Origin of the sequence: Paenibacillus harenae (assembly GCF_030812415.1) — a bacterium.
In the GTDB taxonomy this organism is placed as follows: domain Bacteria; phylum Bacillota; class Bacilli; order Paenibacillales; family Paenibacillaceae; genus Pristimantibacillus; species Pristimantibacillus harenae_A.
Genome location: NZ_JAUSST010000004.1, coordinates 438,940 through 460,224, shown reverse-complemented (window position 1 = coordinate 460,224; position 21,285 = coordinate 438,940). Strand labels below are relative to the sequence as shown.

The 21,285-nt window shown below is 54.0% G+C and carries 18 protein-coding genes and 1 other annotated feature; all 18 genes read right to left on the bottom strand.

Annotated elements, in window-relative coordinates; all coding sequences use genetic code 11:
- Positions 1–2: 2 nt before the first annotated feature.
- The 18 genes from minC to J2T14_RS16885 all read right to left on the bottom strand — a co-directional run bounded on the left by minC (position 3) and on the right by J2T14_RS16885 (position 21,275).
- Positions 3–668: a septum site-determining protein MinC gene (gene minC / locus J2T14_RS16970; RefSeq protein WP_307472582.1), complete on the bottom strand. Its 666-nt coding sequence runs from the start codon at positions 666–668 to the stop codon at positions 3–5.
- An 86-nt stretch (positions 669–754) separates the two neighbouring features.
- Positions 755–1,279 carry a rod shape-determining protein MreD gene (mreD, locus tag J2T14_RS16965; RefSeq protein ID WP_307472581.1) on the bottom strand — a complete coding sequence of 175 codons (525 nt, stop codon included), beginning with the start codon at positions 1,277–1,279 and terminating at the stop codon, positions 755–757.
- Positions 1,279–2,139, bottom strand: a complete 861-nt coding sequence (gene mreC, locus J2T14_RS16960) for a rod shape-determining protein MreC (RefSeq protein WP_307472579.1) — start codon at positions 2,137–2,139, stop codon at positions 1,279–1,281. Before mreC ends, mreD begins: the two co-directional genes overlap by 1 nt.
- 57 nt (positions 2,140–2,196) lie before the next feature.
- A complete protein-coding gene (locus J2T14_RS16955; protein ID WP_307200263.1) occupies positions 2,197–3,231 on the bottom strand; it encodes a rod shape-determining protein in 1,035 nt (344 codons plus the stop codon).
- 40 nt (positions 3,232–3,271) lie between these two features.
- Entirely contained in the window at positions 3,272–3,961 is a 690-nt protein-coding gene (gene radC, locus J2T14_RS16950) for a RadC family protein (RefSeq protein WP_307200265.1), read from the bottom strand.
- A 240-nt stretch (positions 3,962–4,201) separates the two neighbouring features.
- Entirely contained in the window at positions 4,202–4,831 is a 630-nt protein-coding gene (locus tag J2T14_RS16945; protein WP_307200267.1) for a Maf family protein, read from the bottom strand.
- 58 nt (positions 4,832–4,889) lie between these two features.
- Complete coding sequence (locus tag J2T14_RS16940) at positions 4,890–5,132, bottom strand: DUF4321 domain-containing protein (RefSeq protein ID WP_307200269.1); 243 nt, start codon at positions 5,130–5,132, stop codon at positions 4,890–4,892.
- Between the two features lie 61 nt (positions 5,133–5,193).
- The gene (locus J2T14_RS16935; protein ID WP_307472576.1) at positions 5,194–6,618 is read right to left on the bottom strand and encodes an SPOR domain-containing protein; all 1,425 of its coding nucleotides are present in this window, start codon (positions 6,616–6,618) and stop codon (positions 5,194–5,196) included.
- A 376-nt stretch (positions 6,619–6,994) separates the two neighbouring features.
- Entirely contained in the window at positions 6,995–8,389 is a 1,395-nt protein-coding gene (gene murC / locus J2T14_RS16930) for a UDP-N-acetylmuramate--L-alanine ligase (protein ID WP_307472574.1), read from the bottom strand.
- Positions 8,390–8,396: 7 nt separating this feature from the next.
- Complete coding sequence (locus J2T14_RS16925) at positions 8,397–9,782, bottom strand: bifunctional folylpolyglutamate synthase/dihydrofolate synthase (protein ID WP_307200276.1); 1,386 nt, start codon at positions 9,780–9,782, stop codon at positions 8,397–8,399.
- A 26-nt stretch (positions 9,783–9,808) separates the two neighbouring features.
- On the bottom strand, positions 9,809–12,469 hold the full coding sequence (locus J2T14_RS16920; protein WP_307472572.1) for a valine--tRNA ligase: 2,661 nt from the start codon (positions 12,467–12,469) through the stop codon (positions 9,809–9,811).
- A gap of 53 nt (positions 12,470–12,522) precedes the next feature.
- Positions 12,523–12,775: a binding site (T-box leader), on the bottom strand.
- A 227-nt stretch (positions 12,776–13,002) separates the two neighbouring features.
- A complete protein-coding gene (locus J2T14_RS16915) occupies positions 13,003–14,406 on the bottom strand; it encodes a LysM peptidoglycan-binding domain-containing protein (protein WP_307472570.1) in 1,404 nt (467 codons plus the stop codon).
- 290 nt (positions 14,407–14,696) lie between these two features.
- Positions 14,697–15,656, bottom strand: a complete 960-nt coding sequence (locus tag J2T14_RS16910) for an RluA family pseudouridine synthase (protein ID WP_307472567.1) — start codon at positions 15,654–15,656, stop codon at positions 14,697–14,699.
- Between the two features lie 104 nt (positions 15,657–15,760).
- Positions 15,761–17,062 carry a glutamate-1-semialdehyde 2,1-aminomutase gene (hemL, locus tag J2T14_RS16905; RefSeq protein WP_307472565.1) on the bottom strand — a complete coding sequence of 434 codons (1,302 nt, stop codon included), beginning with the start codon at positions 17,060–17,062 and terminating at the stop codon, positions 15,761–15,763.
- A gap of 5 nt (positions 17,063–17,067) precedes the next feature.
- On the bottom strand, positions 17,068–18,063 hold the full coding sequence (gene hemB / locus J2T14_RS16900; protein WP_307472564.1) for a porphobilinogen synthase: 996 nt from the start codon (positions 18,061–18,063) through the stop codon (positions 17,068–17,070).
- A 16-nt stretch (positions 18,064–18,079) separates the two neighbouring features.
- Positions 18,080–19,630, bottom strand: a complete 1,551-nt coding sequence (cobA, locus tag J2T14_RS16895) for a uroporphyrinogen-III C-methyltransferase (protein WP_307472562.1) — start codon at positions 19,628–19,630, stop codon at positions 18,080–18,082.
- A gap of 3 nt (positions 19,631–19,633) precedes the next feature.
- Entirely contained in the window at positions 19,634–20,596 is a 963-nt protein-coding gene (hemC, locus tag J2T14_RS16890) for a hydroxymethylbilane synthase (RefSeq protein WP_307472560.1), read from the bottom strand.
- Positions 20,577–21,275, bottom strand: a complete 699-nt coding sequence (locus J2T14_RS16885) for a precorrin-2 dehydrogenase/sirohydrochlorin ferrochelatase family protein (protein WP_307472558.1) — start codon at positions 21,273–21,275, stop codon at positions 20,577–20,579. The genes hemC and J2T14_RS16885 overlap by 20 nt, the downstream gene beginning before the upstream one ends.
- Positions 21,276–21,285: the final 10 nt, after the last annotated feature.

Here is a 21,285-nt window from a genome sequence, read left to right as displayed (position 1 = left end):
TTCTACACTCCTTTAAACATAATAGGATTATGCCTGATGCGGAATAAATGCGTAATTTTATCTATTTGCATGCGGCCTTCGTTCAGAAAAGCAAACTCCATCGCCGCATCCCCGGTCATCCATTCCTCAGGCGGCCTGCTGATGACATCAGCGATCCGCAGCTGCGTCGGCCTCATGAGCGAAGCGGCGATAATCACATCGCTTCTTCCCCCCGTACCCGCATGCGCTACGCCGCGCAAAGCGCCTAGCACATAAATGTCGCCGGTGCATAGCAGCGTTCCTCCCGGATTCACATCGCCGATCAGGAGCAAATCGCCGTCATGCTCGACCGTCTGTCCCGATCTAACGATCGTTGTCAGAGCGTGAAGCTGCTGCGCGTTCTCCTGCTGCTCCCCTTCCGCCTTGGCATCGGATTCAATCGACTGAACCATCAGGTTGCCCTGCGACCGAATGACCGTCTTAATCCGCTCTTTGTCATCATCGGACAATTGCCGTGCGCCCAGCTTCACATGCACATGCACGAGCGGTCCCGTCAGCAATTGTTGGTGGGTCTTCTCCAGCTTATATTGCAACTCATCCAATAGTGTAGCGAATTCGCACTGATCGTTGAGAAGGAACACGAGACCTTCCTTAACGCCTTTTATCATTATATGTTGCCTCTCGGTCACGTTAGCCCCTCCCCAACCTATTGGATTCTTGATGCATGCGGCAAAATCCTGCTTTCTACTCGTAATTTACCGCATTGCTGCAAATCTCATTGCTCCTCTTCATCCGTCTTAAGCTTCGTCAGCGACTCGAACATGCGCCTCGCAGGAACATAAACCGCCAGAGCGAACGCAAGCTGGATGAACAGGCTGGGCAAAATATGGTCAAGTACGGCCCAGGCATAGGTCTCGTTCGTAATTCGAAATGCTTTGTAAATGAAGAAAATCATCGTATCGTACAACAAGCAAGCGATGCCGACCATAGACAATGCCATCATAATCGTAGCGCGCTTCCGCTCAAGCAGCACTCCCGTAAAATACCCGATAAGGCCCATCGCGAAGGTGTGAGCCCCGATCAGATGCCCGAAATAGACAATGTCCTGCAGCAGCCCGAATCCTATTCCGAACAACAGGGCATGATGCCTTCCGCTGTACATCGCGGAATAGACAACCATTACGAATGAAAAATGGGTAATAATGCGTTCGCCGTAACCAGCGGGAATTATCCACGGCATAATAGCGCCTTCCACGATAAATAAAAGAATCATCAACCCGATCATTCGGTTAATCGTCATTACTCGGCGTCCTCCAGTGCAGGAACCTCTACGACGAATACCTCGGTCAGATGATCAAAGCTAGCAGCGAGCTTGACGGTTGCCGTATACGTCAGACCGAAGTCGCCGACCTGCTTGGTCTCTACCGTACCGATGACAAGACCTCTTGGATACACATTGCCTAGACCGGACGTAATTACCGTATCGCCGACGGTCATCGTATCTGTCTCGGCGATCTTCGTCATAAGCAGCCGCTGCGTCTCCGTGTTAAAGCTACTCAGAATGCCGAAGGAGGTATCCTCCCGTCCCATCACCGTAACGGCGATCGAATTGAAAGTAGGCGATGATTCGTCGAGCTCCGTAATCGGAGTAACCGTTGCCGTATAAGGCGTTACCGAGTCTACCAGACCTATAAGTCCCTTAACCGTCGTTACGGCCATATTCGGCTTAATGCCGTTCTTCGAGCCGAGATTAATATTCATAGAGCGGTTGTTGGCATCGTTGCTCACCGATACAACCTGTGCAATGAGATAATTATAGTTGTACATCTGCTTCTGACGTTCCGTGAAGGAAAGTGCCTCTTTCAGCCGCTCGTTTTCCTTCTGCACGAAGTTATAATTCACCTTGTCTCTAGCGTATGCCGCCGCCGTTATACGTAATTGCTCGTTCTCTTCATAGAGAAGGCGAAGCTCGCTCAAGTCCTCAAAGAAGCCCGCTATAGAACCAGCGGGCTTGTAGAACCATTGCTGAACGTATGCGGACGTATCCTTGATGAATTTTTCCGGCCAAGTCAATTCCTTGCGATCGCTTAACGAGAAGCCGATCACCGCAATGAACAGAATAAACCCGATCATAAGCATGAACATACGCTTATTTCGCATTAGCTTAAACAGCTCGATCACCTGCCCGTTTCATATCCATTCCCCTATGGACGCTTCTTATCGCTTCGAGCGCGACGACGAACCGCCTCTGCTCTTGAACAGATGAATATTGTCCAGCGAACGGCCGGTTCCGATTGCTACGCAGTCAAGCGGATTGTCGGCTACGATAACCGGCATGCCTGTCTCGCGCTGCAGAAGCTTGTCCAAATTGCGAAGCAGAGCTCCGCCGCCCGTAAGCACGATGCCGCGGTCCATGATGTCGGCCGAAAGCTCGGGCGGACATTTCTCAAGCGTAATCTTAACGGCATCCACAATCGAATTTATCGTATCCGTAAGCGCCTCGGTAACCTCGTCCGATGTGATCGCAAGCGTCTTCGGCAAGCCGGATACGAGATCGCGACCGCGGATTTCGATTTTCTCGGGCATGTCGAGAGGCAATGCCGAGCCAAGCTCCATCTTCAATTGCTCCGACGTTCTCTCGCCGATCATTAAGTTGTAAGCACGCTTAATATATTGAATAATCGCTTCGTCCATTTCATCTCCGGCAACACGAATCGAGCGGCTCGTTACGATGCCGCCAAGCGAGATTACCGCAACCTCCGTCGTACCGCCGCCAATATCGACAACCATACTGCCTGTCGGCTCCCATACGGGAAGGTCGGCTCCGATTGCCGCCGCGAACGGCTCTTCGATCGTATACGCCTCGCGTGCGCCTGCTTGCTTCGCCGCATCCTCGACAGCGCGCTTCTCAACGGCCGTAATGCCCGATGGCACGCAGACCATCACGTTCGGATGACGCGGGAATAACGAGCGCTGCTTCTGCGCTTGGCGAATGAAGTATTTGATCATCGTAGCCGTCGTCTCGAAGTCGGCAATAACGCCGTCCTTCATCGGACGAACCGCGCGAATGTTGCCAGGCGTTCTGCCGATCATTTTCTTAGCGTCCTCGCCTACGGCCTCTATTGTTTTCGTATCGGTACGCAGGGCTACCACGGACGGTTCCCTTACGACAATTCCTTTGCCTTTAACGAATACGAGCGTGTTCGCAGTACCCAAATCAATCCCTAAATCTTTCGAAAAACCACCAAACATGTTGTTGCTCCCTTCTAATTGCACAATCCTTTTTATTATATTACATATATCCTTGTTCCTTCAAACTTACGAAACGCCCGTCGCCGATCACAAGGTGATCCAACACCTCGATTCCGACAAGCTCTCCCGCCTCTACCAGCCGTTTCGTAAGCGCAATGTCCTCTGGACTTGGCGCCGGATCGCCGCTAGGATGATTGTGGACGCATATAATCGACGCGCTGCTGCGCTGTATAGCTGCACGAAACACTTCGCGAGGATGCACCAACGAAGCGTTGAGCGTCCCGACAGACAACGTTTCCCGGGCAATAATATGATTTTTGGTATTCAGAAACAAACAGAGGAAATGCTCCTTCTTCAAATAACGAAGCTCCTCCATCACGAAGTCGGCGGCATCCTGCGGCTTGCGAACGGTGACCGTGTCTCCAAGCCTGCTTCTAGTAATGCGCCTGCCAAGCTCAATGCCGGCTCGCAATTGCAGCGCCTTGGCCGGTCCGATGCCGCGGATGGCGGTCAATTGCTCCATGCTCATATCCATCAAATTGCGCAAGCTGCCGCACTGCTGCAAGATCGATCCCGCTAGATGAACCGCGGATTGCCGCTGCGTGCCGGTCCGTAATAAGATAGCCAGCAGCTCCGCATGGCTAAGTGCTTCTGCCCCATATCGCATCATGCGCTCTCTTGGACGTTCTTCATGGGGGACATCACGCAAAACGGAGTATTGCGGCTCCATGTCCCGATCCCGCCTTTGCTTTATTAGATTTCTCTCATATCCTGCCTAATTTTTGAAAAAAAATGCTTTCAAGGCCATTCTATATTGTATGACCGCCTGCAGCGGTATCAAATCGGCGACTTTAAGCGTAGACGGCTAATCGCCGTCCCTAAGCGGTGTGAGTTCCTTACGCAAGCTGCGTACCCGTCCGGTGTTCCCTGCCATTCATGCCTTACATTCGTTACGTTGATTTCATTTTCATTAAAATACGGCAATGTCATAGCGCGCCAGCATATCCGAGAGCAGCGACAGCGGCAATCCGACAACGTTGAAGTAACAGCCGTCGATTCGTTCCACTATCGTTGCGCCGAGCCCCTGAATGCCGTAGGAGCCCGCCTTGTCCATCGGCTCACCCGATGCGACATAATTCTCGATCTGCCCTTCGCTTAGCGGCTTCATCCACACTCTCGTCATTCGGTGCAAGACAACCGTCTCGCCATTCAAGGAAGGTACGCAGGCTACGCCCGTATAGACCTCATGGGATCGCCCTTGTAGACGCTGAAGCATTTGCTTCGCATCCGCCTCGTCCTTCGGCTTCCCGAGCACATCGCCATCCAGCACGACGATCGTGTCTGCGCCAATAACGAGCGACGGCTGGTTATCGGAATCATTTTGCAGCATGTGGACAGCAGCGGAGGCTTTCCGCAAGCTGAGCTGCTCGACGATATAATCCGGTTTCCAGCCGAGTTCAATCGATTCATCCGTATCGGTAGACAAAATATAAACCGGCAAGGAAAGGCCCAGCGATGCGACCAGTTCCTTCCGGCGCGGTGACGAAGAAGCCAGTACAATACGGCTTATCGGTTCATTGCCTAGTTGTGTATGTCCCATTAATGACGACTATGCTCCTTCATTGCTACCAACGCGGCTCGACCAAGCGATCGGCAGCTTATATTTTGCGATAAAGCCAGATTGCAATAACAGCACCTATAATGCTTAGCATGCTTACTTGCAGATGAATCGACAGATTGAAGCTGAGTACATATAAATCGATTGCAGGCGACCATTTTGCCTCAAGCGGATTCGTCAGGAACGATATTCCAGGAACCGGAGTGAGCCATCTGGCAACCAACGCGCCGGCCAATAAGCCCAGTATGATAAAAATGAGAAGGATCCAGCCGTTTTTCTTCATCTTTCAACGCCTCTCGCCACGAAATGACACCTGAATCTATTATACGCAGAACCCTATGCGTTTACAATGCGCTGATGGACTCAAACCAGCCTTTTTGTGTAATGACAGCTTCCATAAGCGAGGATTGAGCAGACCATAGATGTGCCGCGGAAGGTTTCTTGTCATATTGCAGCAATGCTTTGGCGGCATTATCGACAGATACGATGATATTGTCCAGAAAAGCTTTATATTCCGCGGATTTCGTGCCTTCCTGCATGGCTGGAGCACTCTGCTTCCACTGCTGATACGCCTTCTCCCAAGCTTCGGATGCGGCATCGCTAAGCGGTGACAGACTAGGCAGTTCCAACTGGGCAAGTGCCAGATCATCCAGCATTTGGACGACTTCTCTTGTACGCTCGAAAAACTGCTGCGCTGCTGCCGCATCGCCTTCGAACGGAATTTTGCTTGGCGCGGCGATCGCGATCTCCTTAACGAAGAGATCCGTGTCCGGCATCGTGGAACGGAGCGCGGTCGCTTGATCCTTGTTCCCGGCCAGCCCGGCGTATACGCGGTAATCGTCCTTTGTCGTCAGCGCCGCAGCGGCAAGTCCCTTGCCTCTAAGCTGCTCGAGGGCGGCATCTCTGCCTTCCGTGTTGCTGAACACGCCGAACTGCAGAAGATAGTAGGTTTGGTCGAGTCCGGTCAAGGCAGCCGTCGGTCCTTCCGTTACCGTTCCTCGTCCGTCAGACGCCGTCGCATCCGGATCTGGCTGGACCGTGCCTTCTCCGCCTGTTGCCGGGCCGTCGACAGCCGTATCTATTGCGGAGGGCTTATTGTCTTCCGATGGCTTCTCTCCCCCGGGAAGCACAGGCTCCCCTGTAAATAACGACAATAGCAAATAACCGAACAGCGCTCCAGTCGCGAGCGCTCCAGCGACAGATAAAAAAACGTTCAACCAGGATGGCGGCGTTGATGGTCTTTTGTAACGGACAGCTTTGTATTCCCCTTTGGTTATGTCGTCCGATTCATCATAAAACAGTTCGTCCGCGTCGCTGTAATTCAGTCCGTTATCGATTCCCCCTCCCGCTTCCAATGGTTTCCTCTCCTCTTCTCTATCATCGATAGGGAGAAGTACCGATTCGAACGGATCTCTCTCATAAGGCGCAAGCGAAGCATCCGATTTATTTAGTAGAATCGGCGCTGGCGACTCATTCTTTGCAAGAGCGAAAGGCTTCAGCTTGCCCGAAACGGCCTCCGGCTTCGGGTCGGTGTCGCGAATTAATTGCTCCAAGGCAACGATGTCCTCTTGGAACGGACTGTTCCATGGACTAAGCTCGCTCATAACGGGCGATTCATGCGGCGGATATAGAGGCACGACATTCGACTTTGCCGGGCTTGCCGAAGCCTCGGCGGGAGCGCCGGAGCTTTGCGCCTCCTTCTTAGGCTTATCAGTCACGTTGCGACCTGCATGGTCAAAACGGTAAGTAATCCGATTTTTCGAGTTCATACTAATCTCTCCTTGTCCCATAGCTTCTGCTAGTATTCTATGAGACAAGTAAAAGATTTATGACAGACCAACCAAACCTTCAAAGGCTTCTACCAAACCTTCATAGGCTTTTCGAACTCACCCGAACTTTATGCAACTGATTGAGGGAAATGGTAGGTTGGCGGGAGTTTCTGATGCGCTTTTTGCAATGAATGAGGAAGGAACCTAGGAGTATGAGATATATTTGATAGATTCTATTGCATTTTATGCAATGAGGGCATCAGGAAGGGCTTTGATTTAGCGAATCAGTTGCACTTTCTGCAATTTCAGCCTTTTCGTGCGATGTGTCGCAACAAAAAAAGTGCCACCCGATTCTCTTGGGTGGCACTTTTCATTGTTAGTTGGCTGCCTTCAGCGACTTGGCGAGCTGGTCGGCCACCTTCCATATGTCGCCTGCGCCCATCGTAATGACAAGATCGCCGGGAGCAACGCGCTCCTGCAAATACGAGAGGACTTCTTCTTTGGTCGGCAGGTAGACGGTATTCGCATTGCTATTGCTTTTAATAAGCTCGACTAGCTTATGGGAATGCACGCCTTCGATCTGCAGCTCGCCCGCAGGCGAGTAGATATCGGTAATAATAACCTCGTCCGCCTCCGTGAACGCGCGGCTGAACTGGTCGAACAAGAAGAACGTCCGCGTATATCGCTGAGGCTGGAACACCGCTATGATCCGCTTGCCGGTTGCTTTGGCCGCGCTGATCGTCGCTTGAATCTCTGTAGGATGATGCGCGTAATCGTCAATGACCAAAATGTCATTGACCTCGCCCAGCACCTGGAATCGGCGCTTCGCACCCCTAAACTCGCGAATCGCTTCGGCTATTGCGCCGAAGGATAAACCGGATTCCAAACAAGTAATCACCGTTGCCATCGCATTGTATACGTTATGGCGGCCTGGCACGGACAATTCGATCGTTCCAAGCAGTGCGCCCTTATTCGTCACATCGAACGATACTTTGCGGTCGCCGAGAGTAATATTGCTCGCTGTATAATCCGCTTCACTGTCAATGGCGTACGTCACAAGCTGCGATTCGCCTTCTGCACCCGTATATACAAGCGGAAGAAGCTCCTTCACGTTTTCGTCGTCGGCGCATACGATAGCTTTGCCGCCGGATTTCACCTGCTGCAGAAACTGCACATAGGCTGCCTTCAGCTTGCCGAAATCGCCGTCGTAATTTTCCAAATGATCCGGTTCAATGTTTGTCACGATTGCAAGCGTAGGATGATAATGTAAGAAAGAACCGTCGCTTTCATCCGCTTCCGCGACGACATACTCGCCTTTGCCCGCCTTGGCGTTCGTGCCGACGTTAACGATTTCTCCGCCAATAATATAAGTCGGATCCGCATCGCAATTTTCCATGACCAGTGCAATCATGGAGGAGGTTGTCGTCTTGCCGTGCGCTCCGGCGACGGCGATGCCTTTGCCTGCGTTCATCAATCTTGCAAGCATTTGCGAGCGATGCAGCACGGGAATGTTCAGTTCCTCGGCAGCTCTTCTCTCTACGTTGTCTTTCGAGAGCGCCGTCGAATAAACGACCAAGTCCGCCCCATTCACATGCTCAGGCTGATGGCCGATATAAATATCGGCCCCTTTCGCCGCGAGCTTCTCCGTAAGCTCCTGACGCGCGACATCGGAACCGGTAACCTTGTAACCCATTTCCAGCATGACTCGGGCTATGGCACTCATTCCGTAACCGCCGATTCCGATGAAATGAACGTGTTCTGCCGTATTCAAAGACGGTTCACCAACCTTTTTCAGAATCCGAGTTGTACAATAAGCGGGAGCGAACGTCAGCAATCAAATAAAGCGTGCCTGTGACGACCCCAAGGTCTGTTTCCCCGGTTAACTGTTGTAATTTTTGAAGCGCAGCGCGGTAATCCGGCTCAACGATCAGCTCGAACGAGCTTGCCTCGGACTGCTGAATTCTCATATCGCTAACTAAATCAGCTAACGCCGAAGCATCCTTTTTCATACGAAAATCAGGCTCGGTCAATATAAGCGTATCCACTATTGGTAGTATATGCTTTAGTACATCCTGATGATTCTTATTCTCCAGCATCCCCATCATAAGATGAAGACGTTCGTAGCTGTAGGTATTCCGAAGCGCATCCGCGAGCGTTTCCGCGCCTTCAGGATTATGGGCGCCATCCAGCAAAATACGCGGCGAGCGCGACGCCATCTCAAGTCTGCCTGCCCAAGCCGCCGAACGAAGCCCTTCCTCAAGCGCCTCGTCTTCTACGACTAACGCATTATACTGCCGAAGCACCTCAAGCGTCATAACGGCTACTGCCGCATTCGTTCGTTGATGCGCACCGTTCATTGTAATCGTCAGCGGTTCGATCGAGCGGAACAAGCCGTCGAAGCGGAATATTTGCTCGTCTTCCTGAACGGAAATCGCCGTCTCGCCGAATTGCTCGCCAAGCAGATAGAGCGTGCTTTGCTTGTCTGCTGCGGTCTGCTTAATGACAGCCACCGCCTCCGGCTGGGAAACGGCGCTAACGACCGGAATGCCTGCCTTAATAATGCCCGCCTTCTCGCTGGCCACAGCGGCAAGCGTATCGCCAAGCCGATCCATATGGTCATGTCCGATGTTCGTAATGACAGACACCACGGGATGGACGATATTCGTTACATCCAATCTGCCGCCGAGCCCAGTCTCCCAAACGACGTAGTCCGGGTAAGTCACTTTGGCATAGAATAGAATAGCAAGTGCCGTCGATACTTCGAACATCGTAGGCGAGCCGAGCTCCGTCTCGGCAATTGCCTCAACATGCGGCTTCAGATCGTTCGCAAGCTTAAGCAGCGTCTCTTCTTCAATATCAATGCCGTTGTATTGAAAACGGTTCGTGAACTTCGTGATGTATGGCGAAGTGAACATACCAACGTCGTAACCGCTCTTTAGCAGGACGTTCGTCAAATACGAGCAAGTCGAGCCTTTGCCGTTCGTGCCGGCAACATGAATGAATTTCAATCTGCGATGAGGGTTGTCCAGAAGCTCCATTAGCTTCTCGATCCGGTCGAGGCCCGGACGGATGCCGAATGGGATAAGTCCCGTAATCCACTCCACCGCATCAGTATAGGAATGCAGCGGCCCTGCCGGCCGCTGCTCGTTGAACTGCTCCGTCATACGTATCGATCCTTCTTCCCTTTTTCTCAACCGCGCAATTCCGCGATACGTGCCGTTACCTTCTCACGTTTATCCGCATAATCAGCCATCTTCGCTTTTTCCTCTTCGATGACTTTAGCCGGCGCCTTCGCTACGAAGCCTTCATTGCCCAGCTTCTTCTCCACGCGCTCTACCTCGGCCGTCAGATGCTGACGCTCCTTCTCAAGCCGGGCGATCTCCTGCTCGATATCGATCAGGCCTGCAAGCGGCAAGTAAAGCTCTGCTCCGGTAATAACGGCCGACATCGCTTTGTCCGGCGCGCTGATATGCGTTCCCGTCTCCAGCATCGATGTGCCGCAGAAGCGTTTGATGAACTCCTCGTTACGAGCAAGGATCGCCGCTTCCGCTTCGCTCGAGGGCTTAATAAGAAGCTCGATCTTCTTGCTCATCGGCACGTTTACTTCCGCACGGATATTACGAACGGAACGAATGAGATCCATGAGCAGCTCCATCTCTTTCACTGCTTCGGGCGCTTCAAGCGATGCATCATACACCGGCCACTCTGCAAGAGTAATCGTCTCGCCGACATGCGGCAAGTGCTGCCATATTTCCTCGCTGATAAACGGCATGAACGGGTGGATCAGACGCTGCGTGCGGTCAAGCACGTAGGCAAGAACCGATTGCGTCGCTTTCTTCGCCGCTTCGTCCGTCGAATACAGGCTAAGCTTCGCGAACTCGATATACCAGTCGCAAAGATCGTCCCAGATGAAGTTGTTGAGCAAACGTCCCGTTTCGCCGAACTCATAGCTGTCGATCAAGCGGGTAACGTCGCGAACCGTTTCGTTCAAGCGATGCAAAATCCAACGGTCGGACGTACCAAGATTAACCGTAATATCGATATCGGCAGCCGTGAACCCTTCCAAGTTCATGAGCGCGAAGCGAGATGCGTTCCATATTTTGTTGGCAAAGTTGCGGGCCTGCTCGACACGCTCGTTGCGGTAGCGCAAATCTTGGCCCGGCGTGCTGCTCGTCGAGAGCATGTAACGCATAGCGTCCGCGCCGTACTTCTCTATGACATCGAGCGGATCAACGCCGTTGCCAAGCGACTTGGACATCTTCTGCCCGTTCTCGTCGCGGACAAGGCCATGGATCAGCACGTCCTTGAACGGAATTTCGTCTGTGAATTCAAGTGCCGTAAAGATCATCCGAGCAACCCAGAAATAAATAATGTCGTAGCCCGTTACGAGCACGTCCGTCGGGTAGTAGCGCTTGAAGTCCTCTGTTTCCTCCGGCCAGCCAAGCGTCGAGAACGGCCACAAAGCAGAGCTGAACCAAGTGTCCAGCACGTCGTTATCCTGCGTAAACGTAGCGCCGTCCGTATTCTGAACGTCGTCGCGCGAAACCGTAATCTCGCCGGTAGCATCGTCGTACCAAGCCGGAATGCGGTGTCCCCACCACAATTGGCGGGAAATGCACCAGTCGCGGACATTTTCGATCCAATTCATATAAATCTTCTCGAACCGCTCAGGTATAAAGTTCGTGCCCTTGCCCGATTTTTGGGCCGCAATAGCCGCTTCGGCGAGAGGTTTCATCGCAACGAACCATTGCGTCGACAAATAAGGCTCCACAACGGCGCCGCTGCGCTCGCTGTGGCCGACCTGATGCACATGCTCTTCGATGCGAATGCAGATGCCTTGCTCCTGCAAATCCTTCACGAGCTTCTTCCGGCAATCCGCGCGATCAAGGCCTTCATAAGGGCCGGCTTGATCGTTCATTGTGCCCGTCTCGTCCATGACGATGATTTGCGGCAGGTTATGACGCTGTCCCACCTCGAAGTCGTTCGGGTCATGGGCAGGCGTAATTTTAACCGCACCCGATCCGAAGTCCTTCTCGACATACTCGTCGGCAATAATCGGAATCTCGCGTCCGACAATCGGCAGCACGATCATTTGACCGATCAAGTGCTTATAGCGATCATCTTCCGGATGTACGGCTACGGCCGTATCGCCGAGCATCGTCTCCGGACGAGTCGTTGCAACGGTAATGAAGCCTGAGCCGTTCTTGAGCGGATATTGGAGATGGTATAGGTTGCCGTTAACCTCTTTGTATTCGACTTCGATATCGGAGAGAGCCGTGCGAGCTGCCGGATCCCAGTTGATGATTTTTTTGCCCCGATAGATCAAGTCCTTCTCGTACAAGCGGACGAAAACTTCGCGAACCGCTTTGGAGAGGCCCCCATCAAGCGTGAACCGTTCTCTGGAGTAGTCGAGCGAAAGCCCCATCTTGCCCCACTGATCGCGGATCGTATTCGCGTACTGATCTTTCCACTCCCATACTTTCTCAAGGAAGGCTTCGCGTCCGAGGTCGTAGCGGGTAATGCCCTGCTCGCGCAGTTTGCTCTCAACCCGCGTTTGCGTCGCAATGCCCGCATGGTCTGTTCCCGGCAGCCAAAGCGCATCGTAGCCCTGCATCCTCTTCGTACGAATCAATATGTCCTGCAATGTAAAATCGAGCGCATGCCCGATATGCAGCATGCCGGTTACGTTCGGCGGCGGAATGACGATCGTATATGGCTTCGCATCCGGACGTTTGCCCGCTTCGAAAAATTTGCCCTGCTGCCAATAGTCATACCATTTCTGCTCGGCTGCCTTCGGATCGTAAGTCGTCGGCATTTCCGTAGTCGTAGTCGTCGTTTGATTTTCTGACATTCATTCCATCCTCCATACATCGATATAAATACAAAAAAACCTCTCGCCCTCAAATAAAGGACGAAAGGTTTAGCTTCCGTGGTACCACCTTTGTTTCACGCAAAAACAAGCATTCGCGCGACACTCGAACAGATAACGGCTGTGGCCGGCCCGACTTAGGCGACGAGAGCTAGCGCTATCCACTCTCCGCTTGATCCAGGCAACTCCGGGGCGACCCGTAGCAGTCACTTCCTGCAGAACCTCTCAGCGTAACGGTTCCGCTCTCTGAAGGCTTCGCTGCGTACTATTCCCCTTCAACGTCATTATGATACATATATGTATACATAATACCGTTGTTGCGTGCTAGAGTCAACTTGAACGGGTGAAAAACTAACTGCGCGCTCATGCAGAAAATGTCCCCTCACTCTTTTCATTCAAAGAGTGAAGGGACAGGCTCAGGCTTCTATTCCATATAGGTTGAGAATTACTTGCTGCTATATGGATTTCTACATGATCATGCAAATAGTCGTAGATGCGAACAAACGCCGACTGCTTCACGGAATATACAGCAACTGTCCTTCCGTCACCGACGATTCATTCAGGTTGTTGCGCACTAATATTTCTCTTGGATTAATGTTGTAGCGAAGCGCAATCGCATCGAGCGTCTCGTCTCGCTGGACGATACACATGCGGATCTTGCGGAATTCATTCTCCTCGGCATTGCGTCCAAGGAACAGGTTCTTCCACTCGATCTCGTCTCCCGATGAAAGCGCGCGCGCATCTTCGGCCGCTTGCTGAGAGGCGATAACTTCCTCGGCGGCCTGACGCGCAGCCTGCTCGCGCCGGCTCGTCTGGAGCAGCGTCATAATGCCTACGTTAGCGGGCTGCTCTTTTTGCTCCTCAGGCGGTTTGCTCGCGAAAGCAACGCGCGGCTCTTGCTTCTCGGGAAGCTGCTGTGCGGCCAGCTGCGCGGCTTGTTGCACGGCTTGTTGCGCGGCTTGCTGCGCCTCCAGCTCCGCGTCAAGCTCGCGCTGCGCTTGTTCTTCAAGCGCAAGCAGCGCATACGCCTCGGCGAAAGCCGCCTCTTCCTCGGCCTGCTCCTGCTCCTGCTCCTGCTCCTGCTCCCGCTCCTGCTCCTCCGAACGTTCCTGCTCGCTAGACTTATTCGGTTCGTCAACGAATTGGGAGGAGGAAACAAGCCAGGGGTCTTCGCCAGCTTGTTGTGAAGCAAACTTATTTTCTCGCTGCTCCTCCTGCGGTTGACTGCCCTTTACCGCGAACAGCTGTGCCGACGACCAGCCTGAATCGTTAGGCGAGGAGGAGATGGACACGGTAGCCTCTCGATCCAATTCCTGCTCCCGCTCCAGTGCCTGTGCCTGCGCTTCGGCAATTCGCTGCTCGAGGTCATCCGTTTCCGCTGCCGCATAGGAGGTCTCGTCCTCTGCTATGTACGACTGCTCCTCTTGCTGTATCGAACTCTCCAGCTCCAGCTCTTGTTCCTGCTCCAGTGCCTGCGGAGAGTCAATAAAGCTCCGTTCGTGAACGACCGTAATCGGCTCTTCTCTCCATGCTTCCTCAGGCTCCTCGACCGGGTCTACGGAAATGCCGCGCAACGACAATACGCCAGTAACGTTCAGCGTTCTGGCCGACAGCAGATCTACATCGAAGTTGTCGATATCGATGGAAATATCGTCCAGCCGGGAAATGCGATTCATAGGCAGCGTGATTTCGACCGGAATCCAGTGCTCCAGCACCAGCGGCGCTTCCGCCGGATTTTGCCCGCGATATACGCCGCTTAGTAGCAGTTGGCCTTTGAGCACCGCCTGATCCCCCTGATCGATTACTTGGATGCGCGGGACCAGCTCGATTTCCTCCAACTCGTCGATAGCCGCTACGTCGTCCGGCAGATGAACGCGCTCATACACATCAAAGCGTAACCCACTCGTTTGTTCCGACACGCCTAAGTCCTCCCTTCTCGTACTGAATGCTTGGTCCAAGCGTAAACGGCTTCAGCTGGCCTCCGACGGCAGAAGCTCGGTTCGCGTGAAATTCTAATCGGATTATAGGTGAAATCCTATAAATCCTTAGAATTCAAGCGTACACGGCTTACGCCTTCCTTTGGCGGCTATTAAGCCCGTTTCGCAAGCCATATAAGATGAGCATAAGAACAAAGCTTATCCTCACTTATATTTAAAGTTACATTCACTACTTATCTATATGGTTGGATAGGCTAGAGCATGACTTTTATTTACATGCCGCGGACGGAGGATACAAGCTTCTCCAGCCATGACGGCCACGGAGCTGCGACCTCTACGGTCTCTCCCGACCATGGATGAGGGAACAACAGACGTTCGCCATGAAGCGCTTGGTGGGTTAACAGTCGCGTACTTCCGCCATACAGCTCGTCGCCGACGATCGGGTGGCCGATATAGCTCAAATGCACGCGAATTTGGTGCGTTCTCCCCGTCTCCAACCGTACGCGGACGATCGATGCATTCGCATAGACCTCTACCTTCTCATAATGGGTGACGGCATGCTCGCCGGATGACGTTACCATCCTTCTGGCTCTGTGATGCCGGTCTTTGCCGATCGGCTCGTCAACAGTTCCTGCCCGCTTCGCAAGCTTGCCCTGCACGACCGCGATGTACTGCCTGTCGATCGCTTTATCCCGCATCGCCTCATCGAGATTCCACTGCGCGAGATCGCACTTGGCATAGAGCACGGGCCCTGACGTATAATCGTCGAGGCGATGAATATGGCGCAGCGGCAAAGGATCCTTCGCCTTCAGCGCGTGTCTGGCGGCCGCTTCATCGAGCGTTCCCCGCTCCCCTGCATACGACTCGTGAACTTTCATGCCTGCCGGCTTGTGGAACACGATGCAGAAATCATCCTCGTACAACACGGGAGGTATGTCGATCGTCGGTCCGGATATCGCTTGGCGATAGAACGGATGATTCTTCGGATCGACAGCCGGGAACGTCAGCAAGCGCAGCTTCTCGTTCTCCCACCGGATGCCGCCCACCGAGAAAAGCCGATTCACCCATTTTTCCGAAAAAAGTCCCCGCGCCAGCAGCCACTTCCGCACTTCATGCGGATGGCTTCCGGCTTTAGGCTGCGCCTGTTCCGCCGCTTCCGCTTCAGCACCGGCTAACGATTCCCAATCGAGCTCCAGCCATTCTCCATTGCGAACTGCTTGTTCTATTCTCATTGCCGCCTCCTGTTTCATCTCATTCCGCAACAAACCCTCCCAATGCCTGCCGCTATGCAACGCAATTAAGAGGGTGTGTGCCGAGCTATCTAAAAATGTATGCGTTACAGTCTGCCGAATGCTATATCATGCATCGCAATCGTCGCATCGATGTCTTCGTCCGTATGAACAGCCGACACGAACATGCCTTCGAACTGCGATGGAGCAATATTGATGCCGAGGTCGAGCATGGAGGCAAAGTATGCCTTGAACCGAGCAATATCCGACGTTTTCGCCGTTTCAAAGTTAATGACGAACGTTTCCGTGAAGAACGGGCATACCATCGAGCCGACGCGATTAATCGTATTCGCAACGCCATGCTTGCGGGCGTTAGCCTCGAAGCCGAGCTGCAGCCTCACAGCCTGGCGTTCCAGCCCCTCATACACTTCCGGCGTAAGCAGCTTAAGCGTCGTATAGCCGGCTGCCATCGCCAGCGGATTGCCCGACAGCGTACCCGCTTGGTAGATCGGGCCGCTTGGCGCGATCTGCTCCATCAGTTCGCGCTTGCCGCCGTATGCGCCGACCGGCAAGCCGCCGCCGATTACTTTGCCGAAGCACGTAAGATCCGGCGTTACGCCGTAAAGCCCTTGCGCGCAGTTGTAACCGACACGGAAACCAGTCATGACTTCATCGAAAATAAGCACCGTGCCGTATTTCTCCGTCACCTCGCGCAGTCCTTGCAGAAAGCCCGGAAGAGGAGGAACGACGCCCATATTGCCGGCAATCGGTTCGACGATGATGCAGGCGATCTCCTCCCCGAACTTCTCGAACGCCAGCTTCACCGACTCCAAATCGTTGTACGGTACGGTAATCGTATGAGACGCGACATGCTCCGGCACGCCAGGACTGTCAGGCAGGCCAAGCGTTGCAACGCCAGAGCCCGCTTTAATAAGCAAACTGTCGGCATGACCGTGGTAAGAGCCTTCGAATTTCAGAATCTTGCTCCGCTTCGTATAACCGCGAGCAAGACGAAGCGCGCTCATCGTCGCTTCCGTTCCCGAGTTTACCATGCGGACGATATCGACCGATGGCACGCGCTCTACGACAAGCTCGGCCATTAACGTCTCCAGCTCGGTCGGGGCGCCGAAGCTCGTCCCTTTCTCGGCTGTACGCTTGATCGCTTCGATAACCTCCGGATGCGCATGGCCCATAATAAGCGGTCCCCATGAGCCAACGTAATCAATATAGCTGTTGCCGTCAATATCGTAGACGCGGCTTCCTTCTCCGCGTTCCATATAGACCGGATTAAGATCAACCGACTTGAATGCGCGAACCGGACTGTTGACGCCGCCAGGAATAACTTTCTTCGCCCTTGCGAACGCTTCAACGGATCGCGAATTGTTAGCGATACGGGATTGGTTGCTCATACGGGTTACGCCTCCTCTTTCAGCCATCGCGCAGCATTCTTCGCGTGGTACGTAATGATAATGTCGGCTCCGGCGCGCTTCATGCCCGTGAGCGTCTCCAGCACGATCGCCTTTTCGTTGATCCAGCCGTTCGCCGCCGCTGCCTTCACCATCGAGTATTCCGCGCTTACGTTATAAGCGACAACAGGCACATCATAATTTTCTTTCAATAAACGTACGACGTCCAGGTAGGCAAGCGCCGGCTTAACCATCAGCATATCCGCGCCTTCCGCTACGTCGGATTCCGCTTCTCGCAGAGCTTCGCGCACGTTAGCCGGGTCCATTTGATACGTCTTGCGATCGCCGAATTGCGGTGCGGAGTGCGCCGCATCGCGGAATGGACCGTAGAAAGCAGATGCGTACTTCACCGAGTAAGAAAGAATCGGAATATCGCTGTATCCCGCTTCGTCAAGCCCACCGCGAATCGCGTGAACGAAGCCGTCCATCATATTCGATGGCGCGATAATGTCGGCTCCAGCCTCCGCTTGCGATATCGCCGTACGAACGAGCAGTTCCAAGGACGCATCGTTATCTACCGTAGCGCATAAATGCTCATCGACATGAACGACGCCGCAATGGCCGTGATCGGTGAATCCGCAAAGACAAGTATCGGCAATGACGACAAGCTCAGGCGCCCATCCCTTGATCGCGCGAATAGCCTGCTGCATAATGCCGTTAGAATCGTAAGCCGACGTACCGACCGCATCCTTATGCTCGGGAACCCCGAACATAAGCACCGACTGGATGCCGCTCGCGACAACGTCGCGAATTTCTTCCTCAAGACGATCCATCGAGAAATGGTATACGCCCGGCATCGAAGGAATTTCTTCCTTTACGTTCTCGCCATACGTTACAAAAAGCGGATATATAAAGTCGTTTGCGCTAAGCGCCGTCTCGCGCACCAGGCTGCGAAGACCGGCAGAGCGGCGCAATCTGCGATTTCTCACAATAGGAAAGCTCATCTGAATATTTCCTCCTCTACACGTTCGCTTTGGCCGCGCGATAGGCGGCAATAGCGTCGATCAAGCTGTCAATGGTGGAATGGGCAGGCTCGACCGTAACCGTAAGTCCCGCATCCGTTACCGTCTTCGATGTAATCGGACCAATGCTGGCGATTGGTATGCCGGCGAGATGCTCGGCCGGATTATCGATACCTTTGCGTTTAAGCAATTCAAGCAGATTCGTTACCGTAGACGAGCTGGTGAACGTGATCATATGGATCTGTTTTTCGCGCAGCCACTCCAGCGCAAGCTCGTCCTGCGTATCCGCCAGCACCGTCTCATAGACGTCAAGCTGTACGGCTTCGAGTCCCTTAGCCGCCAGTTCTCTTGGCAGCACCTCGCGCGCGAGATCGCCTCTCGGCAGCAATACGCGCTCTCCGGCTTTCAAGAGCGTATCGAGCTGCTCCAGCAGTCCTTCCGCTTGGAACTTGACGGGCAGCTCCTCGAACGTCAAGCCGCGCATACGCAGCGCCTCCGCCGTCTTCGGACCGACCGCCGCAAAACGCGCGCCGTGAAACCGCCGAATGTCGATATTGAACTTCTGCAGCCAGCGGAAGAAATAATCGACGCCGTTCACGCTCGTGAACATGACCCAGCCGTAGCTCTCCGCTTGGTCCAGATGGGTTCTGAGCGTTTCAATCGCATCGGCTTCCGAAGGCTCTTGCGTCTCGATAACCGGGAACTCGCAGGGCTCGCCGCCCATGCTCTCGATCTGGTCGGCAAGCTCGCTTGCCTGCGCCCGCGCACGGGTGACGAGTATTCGCATGCCGAACAGCGGCTTGTTCTCATACCATCTCAGCTTCTCCCGCTGCAGTACGACTTCGCCGACAACGATGACAGCCGGCGGCTGGAAGTTCGCCTCGCAAACGATGGCTTCGATCGTCTCAAGCGTGCCGACGATTGTCTGCTGCTCCACTCTCGTTCCCCAACGGACGAGCGCAACCGGCGTTCGAGGCGGCTTGCCATGCTTCATCAACTGCTCGGCAATGTAACCGATCTTCGCAACGCCCATCAGGAAGATAAGCGTTCCCGTCGCATTCGTCACCTTGTCCCAGTGAATCGAGCGGTCGAGCTTGTCCGGGCTCTCATGCCCGGTAATGATCGACAACGACGAAGCAAGATCGCGATGCGTAACCGGTATCCCTGCATAGGCCGGGACGGCAATAGCCGATGTAATACCCGGCACGATCTCGAACTCGACTCCGTTATCGTACAATAATTCGGCCTCTTCTCCCACGCGGCCGAATATCGTTGGGTCGCCGCCCTTCAGGCGGGTAACGGTCTTCCCTTGCAACGCCAGATCCACGAGCAATTGGTTAATTTCCTCTTGCTTCATCGTATGGCGATCCGGCAGCTTGCCGACGTATATTTTCTCCGTGCCCGGCTTCACATGACGCAGCAGCCTAGGGCTGGCAAGCCGATCGTAGACGACGACATCGCATTGCTCCAAGCATTCGCGGCCGCGAACGGTAATGAGCTTCGGATCGCCGGGACCAGCTCCGACCAAATAAACTTTCCCCTTATTCACCGGTCATCCCCCAATTTCCGCTAAAATACGATCAGCGCCGCGCTCTACAAGCGCTGCCGCCACATCCCGTCCGAGCTGTTCGGGATTCGTCCCCCTTAATTGCTCCTTAAGCAGAATTTCCCCGTCCGGCGAGCCAACCATGCCGGTTAGCTCAAGTACCGGCTCTCGGCCCGCTTCGGCCTCTACCAATACGGCATAAGCGCCAATCGGCACTTGGCAGCCGCCATTCAGCGCGCCAAGGAAGCCCCGCTCCGCCCGAACGGCCAACTCGCTTTCCCTATCGTTCAGGAGAGCAAGCAGCTCTCTGATCTGCAGATCGTCCGTCCGGCATTCGATCCCTAGCGCCCCTTGGCCTACAGCCGGAATACAGACATCGACCGGCACAATCGCCGATATACGGTCCTGCCAGCCCATTCTGGTCAGCCCCGCTGTCGCCAACACGACTGCATCGAAGCCTTCCGTCTCCAGCTTGCGGATACGGGAATCGATGTTGCCCCTGATCGACTCCAGCCTCAAGTCGGGTCTAGCGTGCTTAAGCTGGCAAGAACGACGCAAGCTGCTCGTCCCTACGCGCGCACCCTCAGGCAGGTCTTCGATGCTTTGCAGTCCTTCCTTCATAACCAAACAATCGCGCGGATCGACGCGCAGCGGAATGGCGCCGTTCATCAAGCCTTCAGGCAACTCATAAGGCATGTCCTTCATGCTATGAACCGCCAAGTCGATATCGCCATCGATAAGAGCCTGCTCGATTTCCTTGACGAACAACCCTTTTCCGCCCACCTTGGACAGCGTAACGTCAAGGATCCGATCGCCCTTGGTTACAATCTTCTTCACCTCGAACGTGTAAGAGAAGCCATGCTCGTCGCTTAGCTTCTGCAATTGGTCGATCACTTGTCCTGTCTGCGTAAGCGCAAGCGCGCTTTGCCTCGTTCCTACGACGATAACTCTATTCGCTGTTTCTTTCATTATGTACGCCTCCTGTCAATCCGACGCGATGCAGCAAGCCGTTCAGCCAGACCTCGTCGCTTTCTTCTTTTCCATTGCCTTCTTCGGTCCATACACCTGTCCGAGCCGCTTCGACAGCCTCTTCTGCCGCAAGCTTCAGTACAGCTTGTTTGTCCACCCGGTCTAACTTGCTCTTCATGGTAAGAGCTCGAAGACGCCGCAGGCGGCTGGCAGCTTTACCGTAAGCCTCCCCGTATTGGGCTTCCAGCTCCTTCTTAATCGCCGCCGCAAGCGACGGGCTTGCGCCGGTTGCCGTCACCGACAGCAGCAGATCGCCACGGCGGATGACGGAAGGAACGAGGAAGTCGCCATCCTCGTACGAATCCGCTGCATTCACGAATGCTCCATAACGCTCGCCATCGGCCGCGACTGCGGCGTTGACGACCTCATTGCCCGTCGCAGCGAACAATAGCCGCGCCCCGCAAGCATCGCTCTCCTTATAGCTTCTTAACTCAAGCCGCAGCTTGCCTTCCTCGGCAAGCGCCGCTATCCGCTCCGTAACGATCGGGCTGACGACCTTTACATCGTCCGCCCCGGCCTCCAGCAAGCCGTTCACCTTCCGCTCGGCAACGGCTCCGCCGCCGACAACGACTATTTTTTTGCCGCGCAATTGGAGCACGATCGGGTAATAGCCATTCATGCTTAATCCC